The organism is Acinetobacter ihumii (genome assembly GCF_900625095.1).
Classification (GTDB): domain Bacteria; phylum Pseudomonadota; class Gammaproteobacteria; order Pseudomonadales; family Moraxellaceae; genus Acinetobacter; species Acinetobacter ihumii.
Genome location: NZ_LR130760.1, coordinates 699,223 through 715,808, shown reverse-complemented (window position 1 = coordinate 715,808; position 16,586 = coordinate 699,223). Strand labels below are relative to the sequence as shown.

The following is a 16,586-nucleotide window of genomic DNA, read 5'->3' as shown; positions in this document are numbered from 1 at the left end:
AGATGAATACATTTAGCGTTCAAGTTGTTTTAGTGCGTTTTTATAAATACTATGCTCAACACAGCTTTGACTCCATTGTTCAATAGAGTTTTGATCTAAAACAAGATCATGCGCTGAATGTGTCCATTTATGCATTTGCTCAAACAACCAGATAAAATCTGTAGCATGAGGTGCAGCATCTTCTACGAAATGACGAATAATAGATTCGATTTCCGCATATTTTTTCACATGAACCTGTGCCGAACATTGAAAACGAATAATATGAAATTCATGCAAAAGTTGCCAAACGGGTTCAAAATTTTCCAGAGTTTTTAATTCTTGCTGTGCCTTAAGCACCGCAGATGTTAAAGCAGTTAAGGTATTTGGATGTTGAGTGGCCCATTCTGCTGTGACAGCTAACACTTTATCAGCAATGGCTGGAATCACATCGCGGCTAGAGGCAACCACCTGACTCACACCTTCAATTTCACCTTGAGTATTCCATGGTTCACCTACACAAAAACCATCTATGGAGTGAGAAGACATCGCTTCAACCATGTAGGGAGGGGGCAGCGTTTTCATATTGATCTGCTGTGCCAGTGTTAAATCAGCCAAGGCCAGCCATTCACGTAGACAATAATGGTGGATAGAATGTTTAAACACATGGGCTAAAGTAACTGAATGCCCTTGCTGGATATATTGAACGAGTTTTTTTGCAGAATCCTGTGCAGAATCGGTCGTTTCAATGGCCAATGCATAACTTAAAGATTGGCTTAAACTGATGTAAGCACGGTTAACACTTAGTACCAATGGTGTTTTCAGTGGAATACCGATTTGGTCATCGGCAACCGCAGCAGCAGGTAACATGGCAGATAAACAATGGGCAGCATCTAACACACCAAATGCCAAACGATCTCTTAAACTTGCCCATGATGCTTCTTTAACCAGGGTTACATCCAGTCCAACTTCCTCAAAAAAACCACGCTGTTTGGCCCAAAGCAGTGCAATACAGTCTAAAAGAGGAATATAACCCAATTGAACTTTATTTATTTCAAGAGCTTGCATCTTAATCTTCCTTGAGTGGGTGGCTAAGTAACTGCTGCGCGTCAATTAAACGTCGAGCCATTTCGCCCATTGTGATGCGATGGCTCATGGCATTTTTGCGCAACAATTGAAAGGCTGTATCTTCACTCAAATGATGTAATTGCATGAGCAGCACTTTGGCTTTTTCGATGTCTTTACGATCGGCCAGTTTGAGTTTGGTTTCTTTTAAATCACTTTCAAGCTGTTTATGTTTTTTGTATTGTTCAATCGAAATTTCCAGAATGGTATCTAAGCGAGCAGGGTCAATGCCATCTACTATATAAGCTGTTACACCTGCTGCAATGGCCTGTTTAATGGTGTCTTTATTGGTATTTTTAGTGAATAGAACCGTAGGTAAATCGAAGTGACTCACACAGCTTTCAATCAAATCTCGGTGTGGATGATCCATATCCAGTAAAATGACATCTGCTTGTAAATCATGAAGCTGGAATTCGCTTAAATGGTCCAGCGTTAAGCAAGCCACCACATCAAAGTCATGCGCGCGTAAATTTTGTTGAACAAACTCAGCACGTTCAATGTCATCATCAATCAGTGCAATTTTTAGTTTTGGCATAATCGTGAATTAAACATAAGTATTAATCGCCCGATTGGGTCTAAAGATCTCGTAAAATTTTTCTGAAGCAAAATCAATGCCAGACAATCGATTGGTTTAGATGTATTTTATTCAACCCATATCTGGGTTTGACCTTTTATAGCGCATAACTGAATTATTTTGAAGCAGTATCAATCAGTATTTTATAAATCACTCAATTAAAAAAAAGAACCAAAAGCTTTCATTCAAAAAAAATTGAATCTATTTATTCTATAAAATTAAGTGAGTTACCCTAGGTAAAGGTCATTTTTTATAAACTGGCATAGCATTTGCATAAATTTAATCGAGTCAAAGATGACTCATTTTGAAAATTTGTAAGACGGCCAACGACGTCCGTTCTGATCGATTGCCATGCAGCATTGTGCTGTAAAGCCCATATTACGTTCAGTTCAGGAGAGAAGGCGATGTCTTCAAATTTAGATTTAACAGCTAAAAAAGCAACTAAAATAAATTTATTCAATTTTAGTGTTCCAGCGATGCGAGCCTTCCATATGAGTTGGCTCGCTTTTTTTGTCTGTTTCTTTGCATGGTTTGCACCTCTTATGCCAGTGATTGCTGGCGAGTTTCATCTCACTAAAGATCAAATTGCCAATATTAATATTGCTGCCGTTGCCATTACTATTTTGGTTCGACTGATTGTTGGGCCGTTGTGTGATAAATATGGCCCGCGTAAAACGTATACTGCTTTATTGTTAATCGGCAGTATTCCAGTCTTTGGTGTCGCTGCTGCCAATAGTTATGAATCGTTCCTATTTTTCCGTTTACTGATTGGGGCAATTGGCGCGAGCTTTGTCATTACTCAATACCACACCAGTGTGATGTTTGCTCCAAATGTCGTGGGGACAGCCAACGCTGCTTCTGCGGGTTGGGGCAATGCTGGTGGTGGTGCAACCCAAGCCATTATGCCATTGTTGCTTTCCGCGCTGGTGATGTTCGGTGTTGAGCAGGCAATGGGGTGGCGTATTGCGCTATTGGTTCCCGGTATCATGATGGTCATTGTGGGAATTTTTTACTGGAAACTGACTCAGGATTGCCCACAAGGTAATTTTAAAGAACTTCGTGCAGAAGGCATTCAAGTCGGTAATGATAAAAAAAGTGGTGTCGCAATTTTAATGCATGCGGCACGTAACTATCGCGTCTGGATTTTATTTGGTGCATACGCAGCTTGTTTTGGCATCGAAATTTTTATTCACAATATTATTGCGATGTATTACGTCAATCATTTTGAATTTGGATTAAAAGAAGCAGGTCTTGCAGCAGGTATCTTTGGTCTGTTGGCACTGTTTGCTCGTGCATTGGGCGGCATTGTTTCTGATAAAGTCGCACTTAAAAAAGGACTGGATGGACGCACCAAAGTATTGTTTGCCATGATTTTGTGTGAAGGTTTATTTCTGGTTTTATTCTCTCAAATGAATACCGCAGCATTGGCGATTATGACCATGACGGTATTTGCACTTTTTACCCATATGGCATGTGGTGCGACCTATGCGTTGGTGCCATTTATTGACCGTGATGCATTAGGTGGTGTGGCAGGCATCATTGGGGCTGGCGGAAATGTGGGGGCGGTTGCAGCAGGTTTCCTTTTAAAAGGCATGCTGGATATTCAAACCTGTTTGATGGTACTCGGTGGTCTGGTGGTGATTGCAGCAGGATTTGTCATGCTGATTCGTTTCTCACCAGAACATAAGGTGAAAGAGCAACGCTTATTTGAACAAGCCGTACTTGAACGAAATAACCTTGCTTAATTGACTAAACCCGAACAACACCATCGTCTGAGGAGATGCCCCATGAAACTTGTCATGATTGGCCATGGTATGGTTGGCCATAAATTTATCGAAAGTCTGTTGGAAAAAGCCGATGATGAACTTGAAATCACCATCATTGCAGAAGAACCCCGTATTGCTTATGACCGTGTACATTTGACCGAGTATTTTTCTGGTCGAAGTGCAAAAGATTTGTCATTGGCACGGACAGATTTTGCAGATGCCTATGGCATTGATTTGCGTCTAAACACCAAAGCCAGTGCAATTGACACTGTTGCAAAAACTGTCACGACTGATACTGGGGCTGTGATTGAATACGATAAGCTGGTACTGGCGACAGGTTCTTATGCTTTTGTACCGCCTATATCAGGGAATGACCGAAATAACTGTTTTGTTTATCGGACCATAGAAGATCTGGATGCGATTCGTGCTGCCAGTTTAAATGCCAAATCCGGTGTGGTCATTGGTGGTGGCTTATTGGGGCTTGAAGCTGCCAAAGCGTTGCGTGATTTAAATCTGGAAACACATGTGGTGGAGTTTGCACCACGCCTCATGGCCGTTCAGATTGATGATTTGGGTGGCAAAGTGTTACGCCGTAAAATTGAGGATTTAGGCGTAAAAGTGCATACCCAAAAAGCCACGCAATGCATTGAAGATGGTGAAACACAGCATCACATCATGAAATTTGCCGATGGCTCGGAACTCGAAACCGATATTATTTTGTTTTCTGCGGGAATTCGTCCACGCGATGAGTTGGCAAAACGCTCAGGTTTGGCGGTGGGTGAGCGTGGCGGTATAGTCATTAATGATTATTGTCAGACGTCTCATCCAGATATTTATGCCATAGGCGAATGTGCGCTTTGGAACAATAAAATTTATGGCTTAGTGGCACCGGGTTATGACATGGCACGTATTGCTGCCAAGCATGTACTGGATGAACAATGTTCGTGTTTTGCTGGTGCAGATATGAGCACCAAGCTTAAGTTAATGGGCGTTGATGTTGCATCTGTTGGCGATGCACATGCCATGACACCAAATTCACTGAGCTACTTTTATGCCGATGAAGATGCATTGATTTATAAGAAAATTGTAGTCAATGCAGAGAAAACCAAGCTACTCGGTGCTGTGTTGGTCGGTGATGCCAAAGAATATAATGACTTGCTACAAATGACCTTAAATGGTCTGGCTCTGCCTGAACAACCCGAAAGTCTGATTATGCCGGGATTTGCTCAGTCATCATCAGCGAAGTCTGGCAGTGGTGTCGATTTACTCCCAGACAGTGCCACTATTTGCTCATGTAATAATGTGTCTAAAGCAGATATTTGCCAAGCCATTGAGGATGGCTCAACGTCCTTGGGTGCTTTGAAAAAATGTACTAAAGCAGCCACGGCCTGTGGTGGGTGCGCGCCATTAGTGACTCAGGTTTTAAAATCTGAGTTACAGCGTCAAGGGGTCACAGTCAATAATCATTTATGTGAACACTTTGCTTATTCGCGTCAAGAGTTGTATCACCTAATTCGCGTCAATGAAATAAAAACCTTTGATGATTTGATTCAGCAGCATGGTCATGGATTAGGCTGTGACATCTGTAAGCCAACTGTTGCCAATATTTTAGCTTCTTGCTGGAATGATTTTGTGCTGAAACCGAGCCATGCAGGGTTACAAGACAGTAATGACTACTATTTGGGCAATATTCAAAAAGATGGTTCGTATTCTGTTGTGCCACGTATGGCGGGTGGGGAAGTAACTCCTGATGGTCTGATTGCGGTGGGTCAAATTGCCAAAAAATATAATTTATATACCAAAATTACCGGTGGTCAGCGCGTCGATATGTTTGGTGCGCAGGTGCATCAGTTACCTTTTATTTGGGAGGAACTCATTGCTGCCGGGTTTGAATCAGGGCATGCTTATGGCAAGTCGCTACGCACAGTGAAATCTTGTGTCGGCAGTACATGGTGCCGTTATGGTGTCGATGATTCGGTCGGTTTAGCCATCTTTTTAGAAAATCGTTATAAAGGTTTACGTTCTCCACATAAATTGAAAATGGCGGTTTCGGGGTGTACACGTGAATGTGCTGAAGCACAAGGCAAGGATGTTGGGGTAATTGCCACAGAAAAAGGCTGGAATTTATATGTCTGTGGTAATGGTGGTATGAAACCACGTCATGCAGAACTTTTAGCATCCGATTTGGATACCGATACATTAATTCGTTACATTGATCGTTTCTTTATGTTTTATATCCAAACCGCAGATCGTTTACAACGTACCAGTGTCTGGCGTGACAATATGGAAGGTGGTCTGGATTATTTAAAATCCGTTATTGTGGAAGATTCTCTTGGCTTGGCTCAAGAACTTGAACGCCGCATGTCACACATCATTCATACCTATCAGGATGAGTGGAAAACTGCGGTTGAAGATCCAAATGTGCGTAAGCGTTTTCAAACATTCATCAATCAAAAACAGCAGCCTGATCCGTATATTCAGTTTGCTCAGGAACGTGGTCAAATTCGCCCATTGAAAGCCAGTGAACGAGATGCAACCCGTATTCCTGTCGTTGAAGCATAAGGAGGTCATGTATGAGCAGCTTAGCAGAATTAAAACGATCAGCAGAGGCAAACTGGATTGAAGTCTGTGCACTTGATGATATTACGCCAAATACAGGCGTGGGTGCCTGGGTTGATCAACAGCAAATGGCCCTGTTTCGTGTAGGACATGAGAAACGAGTCTATGCTTTGAGCAATCAAGATCCTTTTAGCGGTGCCAATGTGATGTCACGCGGAATATTGGGAGATGTACAAGGGGAACGAGTTGTAGCTTCGCCAATATATAAGCAGCATTTTAGTTTAGCCACTGGACGTTGTTTAGAAGACAAAGACCAAAAATTGCGAGTATTCCCAACTAAAATTGAAAATGGTCAAGTCTATGTGTGTCCTGTGGCACAGAAAACCTATATTACCAATAATGGGATGGCACAGGATCAATTGAAACTGGTTCTTGTGGGGAATGGACTTGCAGGCATGCGCTGTCTGGAAGATTTGCTGGATATGAATGCTGATCGCTACGAAATCACAGTGATTGGTGAAGAACCATGGGGCAATTACAACCGGATTATGCTGTCGCCTGTGCTGTCAGGTGAAAAAACCATGAGCGAGATTATGTTGCATCCGCCTCAGTGGTATGCGCAAAAAAACATTCGATTCATTGCAGGTGATCCAGCCGTCAGTATTGATCGTATCTGTAAAAAAGTCATTACACAAAATGGTCACAAGGTAGAATATGACCGCCTGATTCTTGCAACAGGCTCTAAACCTTTTATTCCTCCAATACCGGGTACTGATTTAAAAGGTGTCATGAGCTTTCGTGATATGAATGATGTACATACCATGATCAACTATTGCCAAAGCCAGAAAAATGCAGTGGTGATTGGTGGCGGTTTACTGGGCTTAGAAGCTGCCTATGGTTTAAAACAGCGCGGCATGAATGTTACTGTATTGCATTTAACAGATCGAATTATGGATCGTCAACTGGATCAACGTGCCTCTGAAATGCTCAAGTTCAGTATTGAGCAAAAAGGTATTCGGGTGATGACCGAAGCCAATACCGATGTTTTACTTGGCAATGAGCAAGGACATGTAAGCCAATTACGCTTAAAAGATGGCACTTTACTGGATGCAGATTTGGTCGTGTTTGCAGTGGGAATACGACCTCATATTGATCTGGCTCAAAGTGCAGGACTAAGATGCAACCGTGGTGTATTGGTTAATGACACCATGCAAACATTTGACCCGAGTATTTATGCGGTGGGTGAATGTATTGAACATCGTGGTCAAACTTTTGGTCTGGTCGAACCGCTTTGGGGACAGGCTTTTATTTGTGCCAGTCATTTGGCTGAACATGGTCGCTTAACATTTAAAGCACCGACTGTTCCCACCCAGCTAAAAGTCAGTGGTGTCGATGTGTTTTCAGCAGGTCAGATTGAAGCTTCAAGTGATTGTGAAGATATTATTCTCAATGATGAAAAACGCCAGATTTATAAACGGATTATTATTCAGGATCAGCGTGTGATTGGCGCAGTTTTATTTGGCGATACTGACGATGGGGCGTGGTATGCCGAATTGATCGCAGATCAAACGCCCATCTCTTCTATCCGTAATAAATTGCTATTTGGTCGCGATTTTGCATTGAAAAAAGTAGGTTAAAAAAGCTGTGTCAATAGGCGATCAAGGAGTATTCATGAACACCATTCCCTGTGTGGAACTCCAAAGCGACAGTGCTGATGCAATGAATGGTTTAATTCAAACCACTCAAACCACCTGTCCTTATTGTGGTGTGGGTTGTGGTGTTTCAGCCACAGTTCAGCAGACTGCATCTGGTCAAAAGGTCACAGTGACAGGAGATCGTGAACATCCTGCGAACTATGGTCGCTTATGTATTAAAGGCAGTAACCTAGCCGATACCCTCGGACTAGACACCAGACTACTTGAGCCTATGCTCGGGCGTGGAGATTTACGTCAAAACACGACATGGGAGCATGTGACTGAGCATATTGCAGCACAATTTCAGCAATGTATTGATCGCTACGGAAGGGAAAGTATTGCCTTTTATGTGTCTGGGCAGTTATTGACAGAAGATTATTATGTGGTCAATAAGTTGGTAAAAGGTTATCTGGGAACCGCCAATATTGATACCAATTCAAGGCTGTGTATGTCATCTGCTGTCGCTGCACACAAACGTAGTTTTGGAGAAGATCTAGTACCTGCCAGTTATACCGACTTTGAACATACGGATTTGGTGGTTTTAGTCGGTTCAAATACCGCTTGGTGTCATCCCGTGTTGTATCAACGCATCATGCAAGCTAAAACTGAGCGAGATTTAAAGGTCATTGTCATTGACCCTCGCTTTACAGCAACCTGTGAACAAGCGGATTTGCATCTGCCTATTTTACCGGGTCAGGATGTGACGCTGTTTAATGGTTTATTGCAATATTTACACCAGCAAGGTCATCACGATCATGCATTTGTCAGTGCGCATACTGAAAATCTGGATGCTGCTTTAGTCGCGAGCCAGACGGAATCGGACATTACCTTAGTTGCAGAACAAACAGGGATCTCTCTGGAAAAGTTACAACAGTTTTATCAGCTATTCGCAGCAACAGATAAAGTCATGACTTTGTTTTCCATGGGAGTGAATCAATCCTCTCAAGGCGTAAATAAAGCCAATGCCATTATTAACTGTCATTTATTGACTGGAAAAATCGGAAAAATCGGCGCAGCACCATTTTCCATGACGGGTCAGCCCAATGCCATGGGCGGTCGAGAAGTCGGTGGTTTAGCCAATATGTTGGCTGCGCATTTGGAACTGGATCAAGCTTTACATCAAAACATAGTGCAAGATTTTTGGCAAAGCCCACGCATTGCAACACAAGCGGGTTTAAAGGCTGTTGATTTGTTTCAGGCGGTTGAGTCAGGACAAATCAAAGCGATCTGGATTATGGCGACCAATCCCGTGGTCAGTTTACCTGATGCGGATCAAGTTAGACGCGCTCTAGAAAAATGTGATTTTGTGGTGGTGTCTGATATTTGTCAGAATACTGATACCACTGCATTTGCAGATGTTTTATTGCCTGCACTGGGCTGGGGCGAGAAAGACGGGACTGTCACCAATTCGGAACGGCGTATTTCCAGACAACGTGCATTTTTGGGTGCGCCCGGTCAAAGTCAAGCGGATTGGTGGGCAATCTGTCAAGTCGCTAGGAAAATGGGTTTTTCAGGCTTTGATTTTGAAAATGCACATCAAATTTTTCAGGAACATGCAGCATTATCGGCCTATCAAAATTCAGAAGCTAGCCAGTGTGATCCGAAAAAAGCATTTCGTTATTTTAATTTATCAGGTCTGGTCGGAATTTCAAAAACTGATTATGACCAGCTCCAGCCCGTGCAATGGCCTGTTTTAAAACCGCTCAATGACCTTAATCTTCAGCAAAGTGAGCGTTTATTTACTCAAGGTCAATACAGTCACGCCTCTACAAAAGCAAAGTTTGTCGCAACTTCTGTTGTTGCTCCTGTTCACGCCACATCTACAGAATATCCGCTTATTTTAAATACCGGACGAATTCGTGATCAGTGGCACACCATGACACGTACAGGACTTTCAGCTCAGTTAACCACGCATCGTGCTGAACCGTATTGTGAAATTCATCCGCAGGATGCCTTAACATATGGCGTGAAGGAACATGGCTTAGTTGAACTACAATCTCGGTGGGGCACTTGTGTTTTGAGAGTGCAACTTTCTGAAGGCGTACGCCGTGGTCAAATATTTGCACCTATTCATTGGAGTGATCAGTTTGCGTCAGATGCACGTATTGGCAAAGTGGTTAATCCAGTTGTCGATGCAATTTCTGGCGAACCAGAGTTTAAACATACGCCTGTGATGATTGAACCATTTTATACACAATGGCAAGGAGTATTGTTCATTCGTGACGGTATGCAACATCTGATACAGGCAGGTTTAAAACAAATCACGTGGTGGACGACGCTTAAGATGACGCAGGTTCATCGTTATGAAATTGCAGGACGCAACAAATTAGAGCAAGTTTTACATGATCTTAAAACTTTTCTGCCTTTTGAAGATGCATCTTATGAATGGATGAGCCTGAATGATGCTTCTATGCACATGTCACATCACATTGTATTAAAAGATGGCATTCTAATTGCTAGTTTGTATATCGCTCCAATTGAAATGCTACCCGATCGGGATTGGGTGGCTCAATTATTTAAGCGAGAGCGTTTAAGCGCTTTGCATCGAAAAGCATTGCTTGCGGGCATGCCAATGAGCATGGCAAATCATGATGGTCCATTAGTCTGTAGTTGCTTTAAAGTGGGAAAAAATAAAATTATTGAAACAATCAAAACTCAAAAGATCACACATGAAAAACAGGTCACTGCATGTTTAAAAGCAGGTGGTAACTGTGGTTCTTGCTTACCTGAAATTCGTGGTCTCATTAAACAATGTCAGCAGGAGGCTGAGGTATGAATAAATATCCAAAAACCGATCTGGTGATTTTGGCCGGTGGACAAGCAAAGCGCATGAATGGCGTAAATAAATTACTTCAGACATTTGACCACCAGATGCAACTTTTAAAAATTTATCAGAAACTTGCCGATCAGGTCAATCAAGTCTGGGTCAACAGCCACCGTGATGAAACTATTTATAAGCAAATTGTTCCGAGTGTAAAATGCTTTAAAGATGATCAATCGGGTTTTCTAGGCCCGATGATCGGAATGCAAAGCGCATGGTCACATGTCAAAGCAGATTATGTATTGTTTGTCCCTTGCGATGTGACCTACATTCCAGCTAAAGTCATGAGCACTTTGCATGAAGCGTTACTACGAGATTCTGATAGCTTAATGTCATACGTGGCAATCAATGGTAAAGCCCTGTATCCATTTTGCTTAATGAAAAGACAAGCATTTTCCATTCTCCAGCAACATCTGCACCAACAGCAGTATAGTATAAAGGGCGTGGTGAAGGATTTGCATGCTCAGGCTGCTTATTTTCGTAAGCATCATTTATTCTTTCATAGTATTAATTCACTGGATGAGCTTCAACAATACAAGCAGTTAAGTTATCTTGCTTAACTTAACGGGTATCCAATGCAGTAAAACCCTTATTTAGCATAGTCAAGTCACTGCATTGCAAGATGACTTGAAACATAGATCATTTATAGTTTAAAGATAGATAGGTTTTGCACCTGAAAAGTGCCAAACTTCAACTGGAAATACAAAAGAGTGCAAAGGCATGCAAGATGTTGATTCGAGATTGCCCATGATACTCCTACAGGATCAATATGGGCGAACAAAACGGAAACTCAGAATTTCCGTAACGGATCGTTGTAATTTTAAATGTGTATATTGTATGCCCGAACATCCTGAATGGATGAATAAAAAAGACTTGCTTGGTTTTGAGTCGCTTTTTTACTTTTGTGATTTTATGGTGCAAAGTGGCATTGAAAATATTCGCATTACCGGTGGTGAACCTTTAATGCGACACGGTATTGTACATTTTATTCAAGATTTACAGTCCTTACGTAGCAAAGGGCTTAAACGGATTTCGATGACCACCAATGCGCACTATTTGGCAAAGTATGCACACGATTTAAAACGTGCTGGGCTGGATGATTTAAATATTAGTCTGGATAGTTTGGATCCTGCTCAATTTTTTCAATTAACTCAAAAGAACATACAGCCCGTACTTGAAGGCATTGCTGCGGCGAAACAAGCAGGGCTGCCATTTAAAATCAATACCGTGCTGATAAAAGGTAAAAATGAGAGTCAGATTTTGGCTTTAGTTCATTGGGCAAAAGCACAGTCGGTTCCTTTAAGATTTATCGAATTTATGCCTTTGGATGGTGACCAGCACTGGACACAGGCAGATGTCGTATCTGAACAGGATATTCTTGATGTTTTGGCAACTCAATTTCAGATTCAGGAATTAAAACAAGCGCATGAGCCTGCCAGATTATATCGTTTAAATGGAACATATGATGTTGGCATTATCTCGACCATTACCCATTCATTTTGTGGGGAATGTGACCGAATCCGTTTGACTGCGCAAGGTGAACTCTATAATTGTTTGTTTGCAACCCAAGGCTTAAAGCTAAAACCGATTTTAGATCAATTGGTTCAGCAAAATGATCAAGAGGTTCATCAGCATTTGCAGCAGCGACTTTCTGAGCAGACCACAGCGTATATCTGGAGAAAAGCCAAAGGTTTTCACAGTATTGATCGGCAACACCGAAAAATTAGTATGCACATGATTGGAGGATAAGCATGTCTGCGATTCAAATTAAAATTGAAGGCTATGGCGCGATACAACGACAACTTCCTTCCCAATTGGTGCTGGATTGTCCAACTGACATTCTGGTGAAGGATGTACTGGATGAAATTATTCTACAATTCCCTCAAGCAGAAAAAGCAGTGGAGCGATGTGCTTGTGCCATTGGTGAAGATATTATTGCACGTCAGCTGAGTTTAAAACATGACTGTACTTTAGTTCTATTATCGCCTGTGGCTGGAGGCTGAAATGAAAGCGTTTCAACGAATACAGCCGAATGAATTTGATCTGGATCATTTTGATTCAATTCAGCAGTTTCCTGAGTGCGGAGGAATTGGTATTTTTCAGGGCACGGTGAGAAATCATCATCAAGGGCGTGGTGTTCAAGCATTAAAATATACAGCTTATACACCTGTTGCAGAAAAAATGATCCGACAGATCGAACAGGAAATTACTGAAAAATATGGCGTATCCTATGTACGTGTGATTCATCGAATCGGTTATTTGGACGTTGGCGGCACCGCTATTTTAGCCGTTGCTTATGCGCCTCACCGCCGTGAAGCTTTTGCTGCCTGTGAAGAGGCCGTAGAGCGAGTTAAACACGAAGTTCCGATTTGGAAGGAAGAGTTTTATACCGATGGAAGCAGTCAGTTCGTAGAGGGCTGTTGCATTCGTAAAGATCACGATCATCATCATAGTGAACCACATATTGGACACCATCAACACGATCACCAGCACTAATTTTGATCAGCAGGATAATCAATGAAAAATGTAGGCATGAAACCTGAAAGTTATCGTGTTGCAGAAGCACAAGCAATTTTATATGCACCGCCACATTGTATCGAGTTACTACGTCAGGGAAATACTGAAAAAGGCGATGCGTTAAAAACAGGTCGTATCGCAGGCATTTTAGCGGCAAAACGGACAGATGAGTTGATTCCACTTTGCCATCCGTTGCCTATTTATCGTGCTGAAGTAGACTATGAATTGCACGAAAACTTTGTCGAAATTTTAACTACGGTCGAAACCATTGGTCCTACAGGCGTCGAAATGGAAGCTTTGACCGCAGCCAGCATTGCAGGACTGACCTTATACGACATGTTGAAACCACACTGTGAACCTGAAGATTTGGTCTTGGATCAGTGTAAATTATTAAAGAAAAAAGGGGGTAAATCTCATTTTAAACGGACTTTAAAACAAGCCGTTTCTGCTGCTGTGATTGTACTTTCCGACAGTGTTGCTTCAGGGAGAAAACCAGATACCGCAGGCAAATCAGTGGTTGATACGCTTGAAGAAGCAGGTTTTAGCCCTATTCATTATCAGGTATTGCCTGATGAATCTGATCAACTCAAAGATGTCGTGCTTGAATTCGCCCAGTCTTATGCCTGTGTGATTACGGTCGGCGGAACAGGCATAGGTCAACGGGATATTACAGTAGATACCCTTGAACCTTTACTGGAACGTAAACTTGATGGTTTGATGGAAGCTGCGCGTGCATTTGGTCAGCGTCGTACACCATATGCGGCAATGTCACGTGGTGTAGCTGGGTTTATTGACCGTTCATTGATATTGACTTTGCCGGGTAGTCGGGGCGGTGCAACAGAATCCATGGCAGCACTTTTGCCAGCATTGGTTCATATTTTTGAGGTCTGCCGTGATTTACCGCATCCTGGAGGTTACGAATAATGTCCGCATGTGGTTATGAGCATGGCTTAATGACAGTCGATGAGGCGATACAAAGCATTGTAAATACACCTGTAACGTTGCCAAGTGTGGCCATGCCCTTAAAGAATAGCCTAAGCAGATATCTATCAGGTACGGTTTATTCCTCAATTAATTTACCTCATTTTGATCAGAGTGCAGTCGATGGATATGCCTTATGTTCAGATCAAAGTGATGCAAGGCATCAAACTTTTGAACTCATTGGTGAGATTCGAGCGGGCAGTGCAAGCCCGTTGGTGCTGGAACATGGTCAGGCAGTTCGTATTTTTACCGGTGGTAAACTACCGCAAGGCACCACGACAGTTGCCCGACAGGAAATTGTAGAGCAGTTATCGAAACATCAAATCTGTATTACCGATCACTTGGCAGCAAATGTCGATATCCGAAGAACAGGTGAGGAATTGGCTCAAGGGCAATTATTGGCCGATGTCGGACAGTTTCTGAATATCGGGAGTTTAGCTGCGCTGAGTATGGCAGGCATTCAAACTTTAAATGTTTATCGTCCGCCCAAAGTCGCGGTTCTTATTACGGGGGATGAAATTGCACTGGATCAAAATAGCCTAAGTGAATCACAAATTTTTGATGCAAATGGTCCATTATTAGAAAATTGGCTACAGCAATATGGCATTACTGCTCAAATCATTCATGTCGCAGATCAGGCACATGATGTGACAGCACATTTTGAACGTTTAAAAAATGAATATGACGTGATTATTACGACAGGTGGTGTCTCTGTAGGAGATTATGATTTTGTACGTCCATGTTCATTTGAAGCAGGTTTCAAACAAATGTTCTGGAAAGTTGCACAAAAGCCGGGTAAGCCTTTGTATTTTGGTTCATATCAGAATCTTGAGCATCATTGCTACTTGCTAGGCTTACCGGGCAACCCAGCCGCTGTGTATGTATGTATGCAAATCTATGGCAAGCTTTTACTCGATGCATTGCAAAATAAACGCCAAATTCCTTCATGGTTCACTGCCAAAATAACCCATGCGATTAAACCAGATGCACGTGAACGTTTTTTACGCATGGTTGCAACTTTTAATGAAAGCACACTTGAAGTTAGAGCCTTACCCAAGCAACAATCGCATATGCTGAGTAATCTGATACAAAGCAACTGTTTGATTCGTATTCCTGCGGGACGTAAAATTGAAACAGGTGAGCTTGTACATGGGTTATTTATTTAAGCTGATCAAAAAGTGAGATAGCGATTTAAAATAAAAGGGCGATCATGTTTAAAAAATTGGGTTTGTTTTCATGTTTGTGTATGACCACAAGTTTTGTATGTGCTGGGGAAGTCAGAATTTATGCTGAATCCAGTGTAGATCATGCTTTAAATGACATCATTAAATTATACCAGCAGCAATATCCGAGCAGTAAAGTCACAGCTGTATTTGAAGAAGAGATGAGTCTTACTCAACACATGCAACAAAGTTATGGGGCGGATATTTTTATTTCAACCAATAAAGCAAGTTTGCACACTCTCGCGCAAAATAATGGAATTAATAAAAATCGTCCTAAATATTTAACGAGTAATCAATTGGTTGCTATTACATCAGTCAATATGGATATTCCTTTTGGACCGAGCCGACATTTTAACTTTGCTCAGGCATTCAAAGGTTATTTATGTACTGCTGATCTCAATAAAAGTGCATTAGGTTCATTCACTAAACAAAGTTTAAATAGTTTGGGATGGATGTCGAATCTAGGTTCACGCATTGTGGAAAATAGTGACGATCAGACACTCATTGATGCTGTACAAAATGGTAAGTGTGATGTCGGTATTAGTTATCAAACTCAAGCGTTGACCAGTAAAAAAGTCAAAATGATGGGCATTTTCCCAGCCAAAACTCATGACCCCATTGATTATTATATAACTTTGACAAAACAAGGCGATAATAATAAAGATGCAAATCAGTTTGAAAAGTTGCTTTTAAACAATGCTCAGGTAAAAGCCTTGTGGCTTAATTATGGATTTACCTACAAGCGTCGATAGTCATTGCCTGAACAAAGCATACAATTTCATATTGTGATCTTATCAATCATGGTATGTAATAGAGCGTTGTTATAACCCAGAATAAAGGATTGGTCATGAAATGGGATAATATTGGTGAACAACCCTGTTCGATTGCGCGTACATCATCCATTATCGGTGATCGCTGGACCATGCTGATTTTGCGCAATAGTTTTATGGGGATTCGCCGTTTTGACGATTTTCAGGCGAATTTGGGTGTAACACGGCATGTACTTTCAGAACGCTTAAAACGTTTGGTTGATCATGGAATTTTAGTTAAAACCCCGTATGTGGACCGTCAGGAGCGATTTGAATATCGACTTACTGAGAAAGGTTTGGAGCTTTATCCTGTTTTGCTGTCAATGGCAAATTGGGCGGATAAATGGATGGATCAGGGTATCGGTGCTCCTATGCTATACCAACATAAAAGCTGCGGGAAAGTTTTTAAACCTGTTTTAATTTGTTCAGAATGCGGTGAGCCTATTTCGGCGAAACAGGTTATGGTTCAACCGAACCCTCGCTATTTTGATGCGATGCCATATGCTCAGGATAAGAAAGCATAAATCTCTTACGTGTCATT

The 16,586-nt window shown here is 41.8% G+C and carries 14 protein-coding genes; 12 read left to right on the top strand and 2 right to left on the bottom strand.

Annotation, left to right across the window (positions count from 1 at the left end):
• Positions 1-12 precede the first annotated feature (12 nt).
• Both E0D95_RS03310 and E0D95_RS03305 read right to left on the bottom strand, forming a co-directional pair.
• Complete coding sequence (locus E0D95_RS03310; RefSeq protein WP_130802542.1) at positions 13-1,044, bottom strand: ABC transporter substrate-binding protein; 1,032 nt, start codon at positions 1,042-1,044, stop codon at positions 13-15.
• Position 1,045: 1 nt separating this feature from the next.
• The gene (locus tag E0D95_RS03305; protein WP_130802541.1) at positions 1,046-1,636 is read right to left on the bottom strand and encodes an ANTAR domain-containing response regulator; all 591 of its coding nucleotides are present in this window, start codon (positions 1,634-1,636) and stop codon (positions 1,046-1,048) included.
• Between the two features lie 443 nt (positions 1,637-2,079).
• Between E0D95_RS03305 and E0D95_RS03300 the strand changes: the two genes are divergently transcribed.
• The 12 genes from E0D95_RS03300 to E0D95_RS03245 all read left to right on the top strand — a co-directional run bounded on the left by E0D95_RS03300 (position 2,080) and on the right by E0D95_RS03245 (position 16,569).
• Complete coding sequence (locus E0D95_RS03300) at positions 2,080-3,420, top strand: MFS transporter (protein ID WP_130802540.1); 1,341 nt, start codon at positions 2,080-2,082, stop codon at positions 3,418-3,420.
• 42 nt (positions 3,421-3,462) lie between these two features.
• Positions 3,463-6,003: a nitrite reductase large subunit NirB gene (gene nirB / locus E0D95_RS03295; protein WP_130802539.1), complete on the top strand. Its 2,541-nt coding sequence runs from the start codon at positions 3,463-3,465 to the stop codon at positions 6,001-6,003.
• Between the two features lie 11 nt (positions 6,004-6,014).
• A complete protein-coding gene (nirD, locus tag E0D95_RS03290) occupies positions 6,015-7,637 on the top strand; it encodes a nitrite reductase small subunit NirD (RefSeq protein ID WP_130802538.1) in 1,623 nt (540 codons plus the stop codon).
• A 34-nt stretch (positions 7,638-7,671) separates the two neighbouring features.
• A complete protein-coding gene (locus tag E0D95_RS03285) occupies positions 7,672-10,470 on the top strand; it encodes a nitrate reductase (RefSeq protein ID WP_130802537.1) in 2,799 nt (932 codons plus the stop codon).
• Positions 10,467-11,075, top strand: coding sequence for a molybdenum cofactor guanylyltransferase (gene mobA, locus E0D95_RS03280; RefSeq protein ID WP_130802536.1), 609 nt, complete (start codon positions 10,467-10,469; stop codon positions 11,073-11,075). The genes E0D95_RS03285 and mobA overlap by 4 nt, the downstream gene beginning before the upstream one ends.
• A 160-nt stretch (positions 11,076-11,235) precedes the next feature.
• Complete coding sequence (gene moaA / locus E0D95_RS03275; RefSeq protein ID WP_171478527.1) at positions 11,236-12,264, top strand: GTP 3',8-cyclase MoaA; 1,029 nt, start codon at positions 11,236-11,238, stop codon at positions 12,262-12,264.
• A gap of 2 nt (positions 12,265-12,266) precedes the next feature.
• On the top strand, positions 12,267-12,518 hold the full coding sequence (locus E0D95_RS03270; protein ID WP_130802534.1) for a MoaD/ThiS family protein: 252 nt from the start codon (positions 12,267-12,269) through the stop codon (positions 12,516-12,518).
• A 1-nt stretch (position 12,519) separates the two neighbouring features.
• Positions 12,520-13,011 carry a molybdenum cofactor biosynthesis protein MoaE gene (locus E0D95_RS03265; protein WP_130802533.1) on the top strand — a complete coding sequence of 164 codons (492 nt, stop codon included), beginning with the start codon at positions 12,520-12,522 and terminating at the stop codon, positions 13,009-13,011.
• Positions 13,012-13,032: 21 nt separating this feature from the next.
• Positions 13,033-13,956, top strand: coding sequence for a bifunctional molybdenum cofactor biosynthesis protein MoaC/MoaB (moaCB, locus tag E0D95_RS03260; protein WP_130802532.1), 924 nt, complete (start codon positions 13,033-13,035; stop codon positions 13,954-13,956).
• Positions 13,956-15,179, top strand: coding sequence for a molybdopterin molybdotransferase MoeA (locus tag E0D95_RS03255; protein WP_130802531.1), 1,224 nt, complete (start codon positions 13,956-13,958; stop codon positions 15,177-15,179). The genes moaCB and E0D95_RS03255 overlap by 1 nt, the downstream gene beginning before the upstream one ends.
• 80 nt (positions 15,180-15,259) lie before the next feature.
• A complete protein-coding gene (gene modA, locus E0D95_RS03250) occupies positions 15,260-15,988 on the top strand; it encodes a molybdate ABC transporter substrate-binding protein (protein WP_228258825.1) in 729 nt (242 codons plus the stop codon).
• 95 nt (positions 15,989-16,083) lie between these two features.
• A complete protein-coding gene (locus tag E0D95_RS03245; RefSeq protein WP_130802529.1) occupies positions 16,084-16,569 on the top strand; it encodes a winged helix-turn-helix transcriptional regulator in 486 nt (161 codons plus the stop codon).
• The last annotated feature ends 17 nt before the right edge of the window (positions 16,570-16,586 follow it).

Bases quoted from the DNA above. Each gene is read 5' to 3' on its own strand.
- moaCB (WP_130802532.1), top strand. From the start codon at position 13,033: ATGAAAAATGTAGGCATGAAACCTGAAAGTTATCGTGTTGCAGAAGCA.
- E0D95_RS03285 (WP_130802537.1), top strand. From the start codon at position 7,672: ATGAACACCATTCCCTGTGTGGAACTCCAAAGCGACAGTGCTGATGCA.
- nirB (WP_130802539.1), top strand. From the start codon at position 3,463: ATGAAACTTGTCATGATTGGCCATGGTATGGTTGGCCATAAATTTATC.
- modA (WP_228258825.1), top strand. From the start codon at position 15,260: ATGACCACAAGTTTTGTATGTGCTGGGGAAGTCAGAATTTATGCTGAA.
- E0D95_RS03305 (WP_130802541.1), bottom strand. From the start codon at position 1,636: ATGCCAAAACTAAAAATTGCACTGATTGATGATGACATTGAACGTGCT.
- mobA (WP_130802536.1), top strand. From the start codon at position 10,467: ATGAATAAATATCCAAAAACCGATCTGGTGATTTTGGCCGGTGGACAA.
- E0D95_RS03270 (WP_130802534.1), top strand. From the start codon at position 12,267: ATGTCTGCGATTCAAATTAAAATTGAAGGCTATGGCGCGATACAACGA.
- E0D95_RS03265 (WP_130802533.1), top strand. From the start codon at position 12,520: ATGAAAGCGTTTCAACGAATACAGCCGAATGAATTTGATCTGGATCAT.
- E0D95_RS03310 (WP_130802542.1), bottom strand. From the start codon at position 1,044: ATGCAAGCTCTTGAAATAAATAAAGTTCAATTGGGTTATATTCCTCTT.
- E0D95_RS03255 (WP_130802531.1), top strand. From the start codon at position 13,956: ATGTCCGCATGTGGTTATGAGCATGGCTTAATGACAGTCGATGAGGCG.
- E0D95_RS03245 (WP_130802529.1), top strand. From the start codon at position 16,084: ATGAAATGGGATAATATTGGTGAACAACCCTGTTCGATTGCGCGTACA.
- moaA (WP_171478527.1), top strand. From the start codon at position 11,236: ATGCAAGATGTTGATTCGAGATTGCCCATGATACTCCTACAGGATCAA.
- nirD (WP_130802538.1), top strand. From the start codon at position 6,015: ATGAGCAGCTTAGCAGAATTAAAACGATCAGCAGAGGCAAACTGGATT.
- E0D95_RS03300 (WP_130802540.1), top strand. From the start codon at position 2,080: ATGTCTTCAAATTTAGATTTAACAGCTAAAAAAGCAACTAAAATAAAT.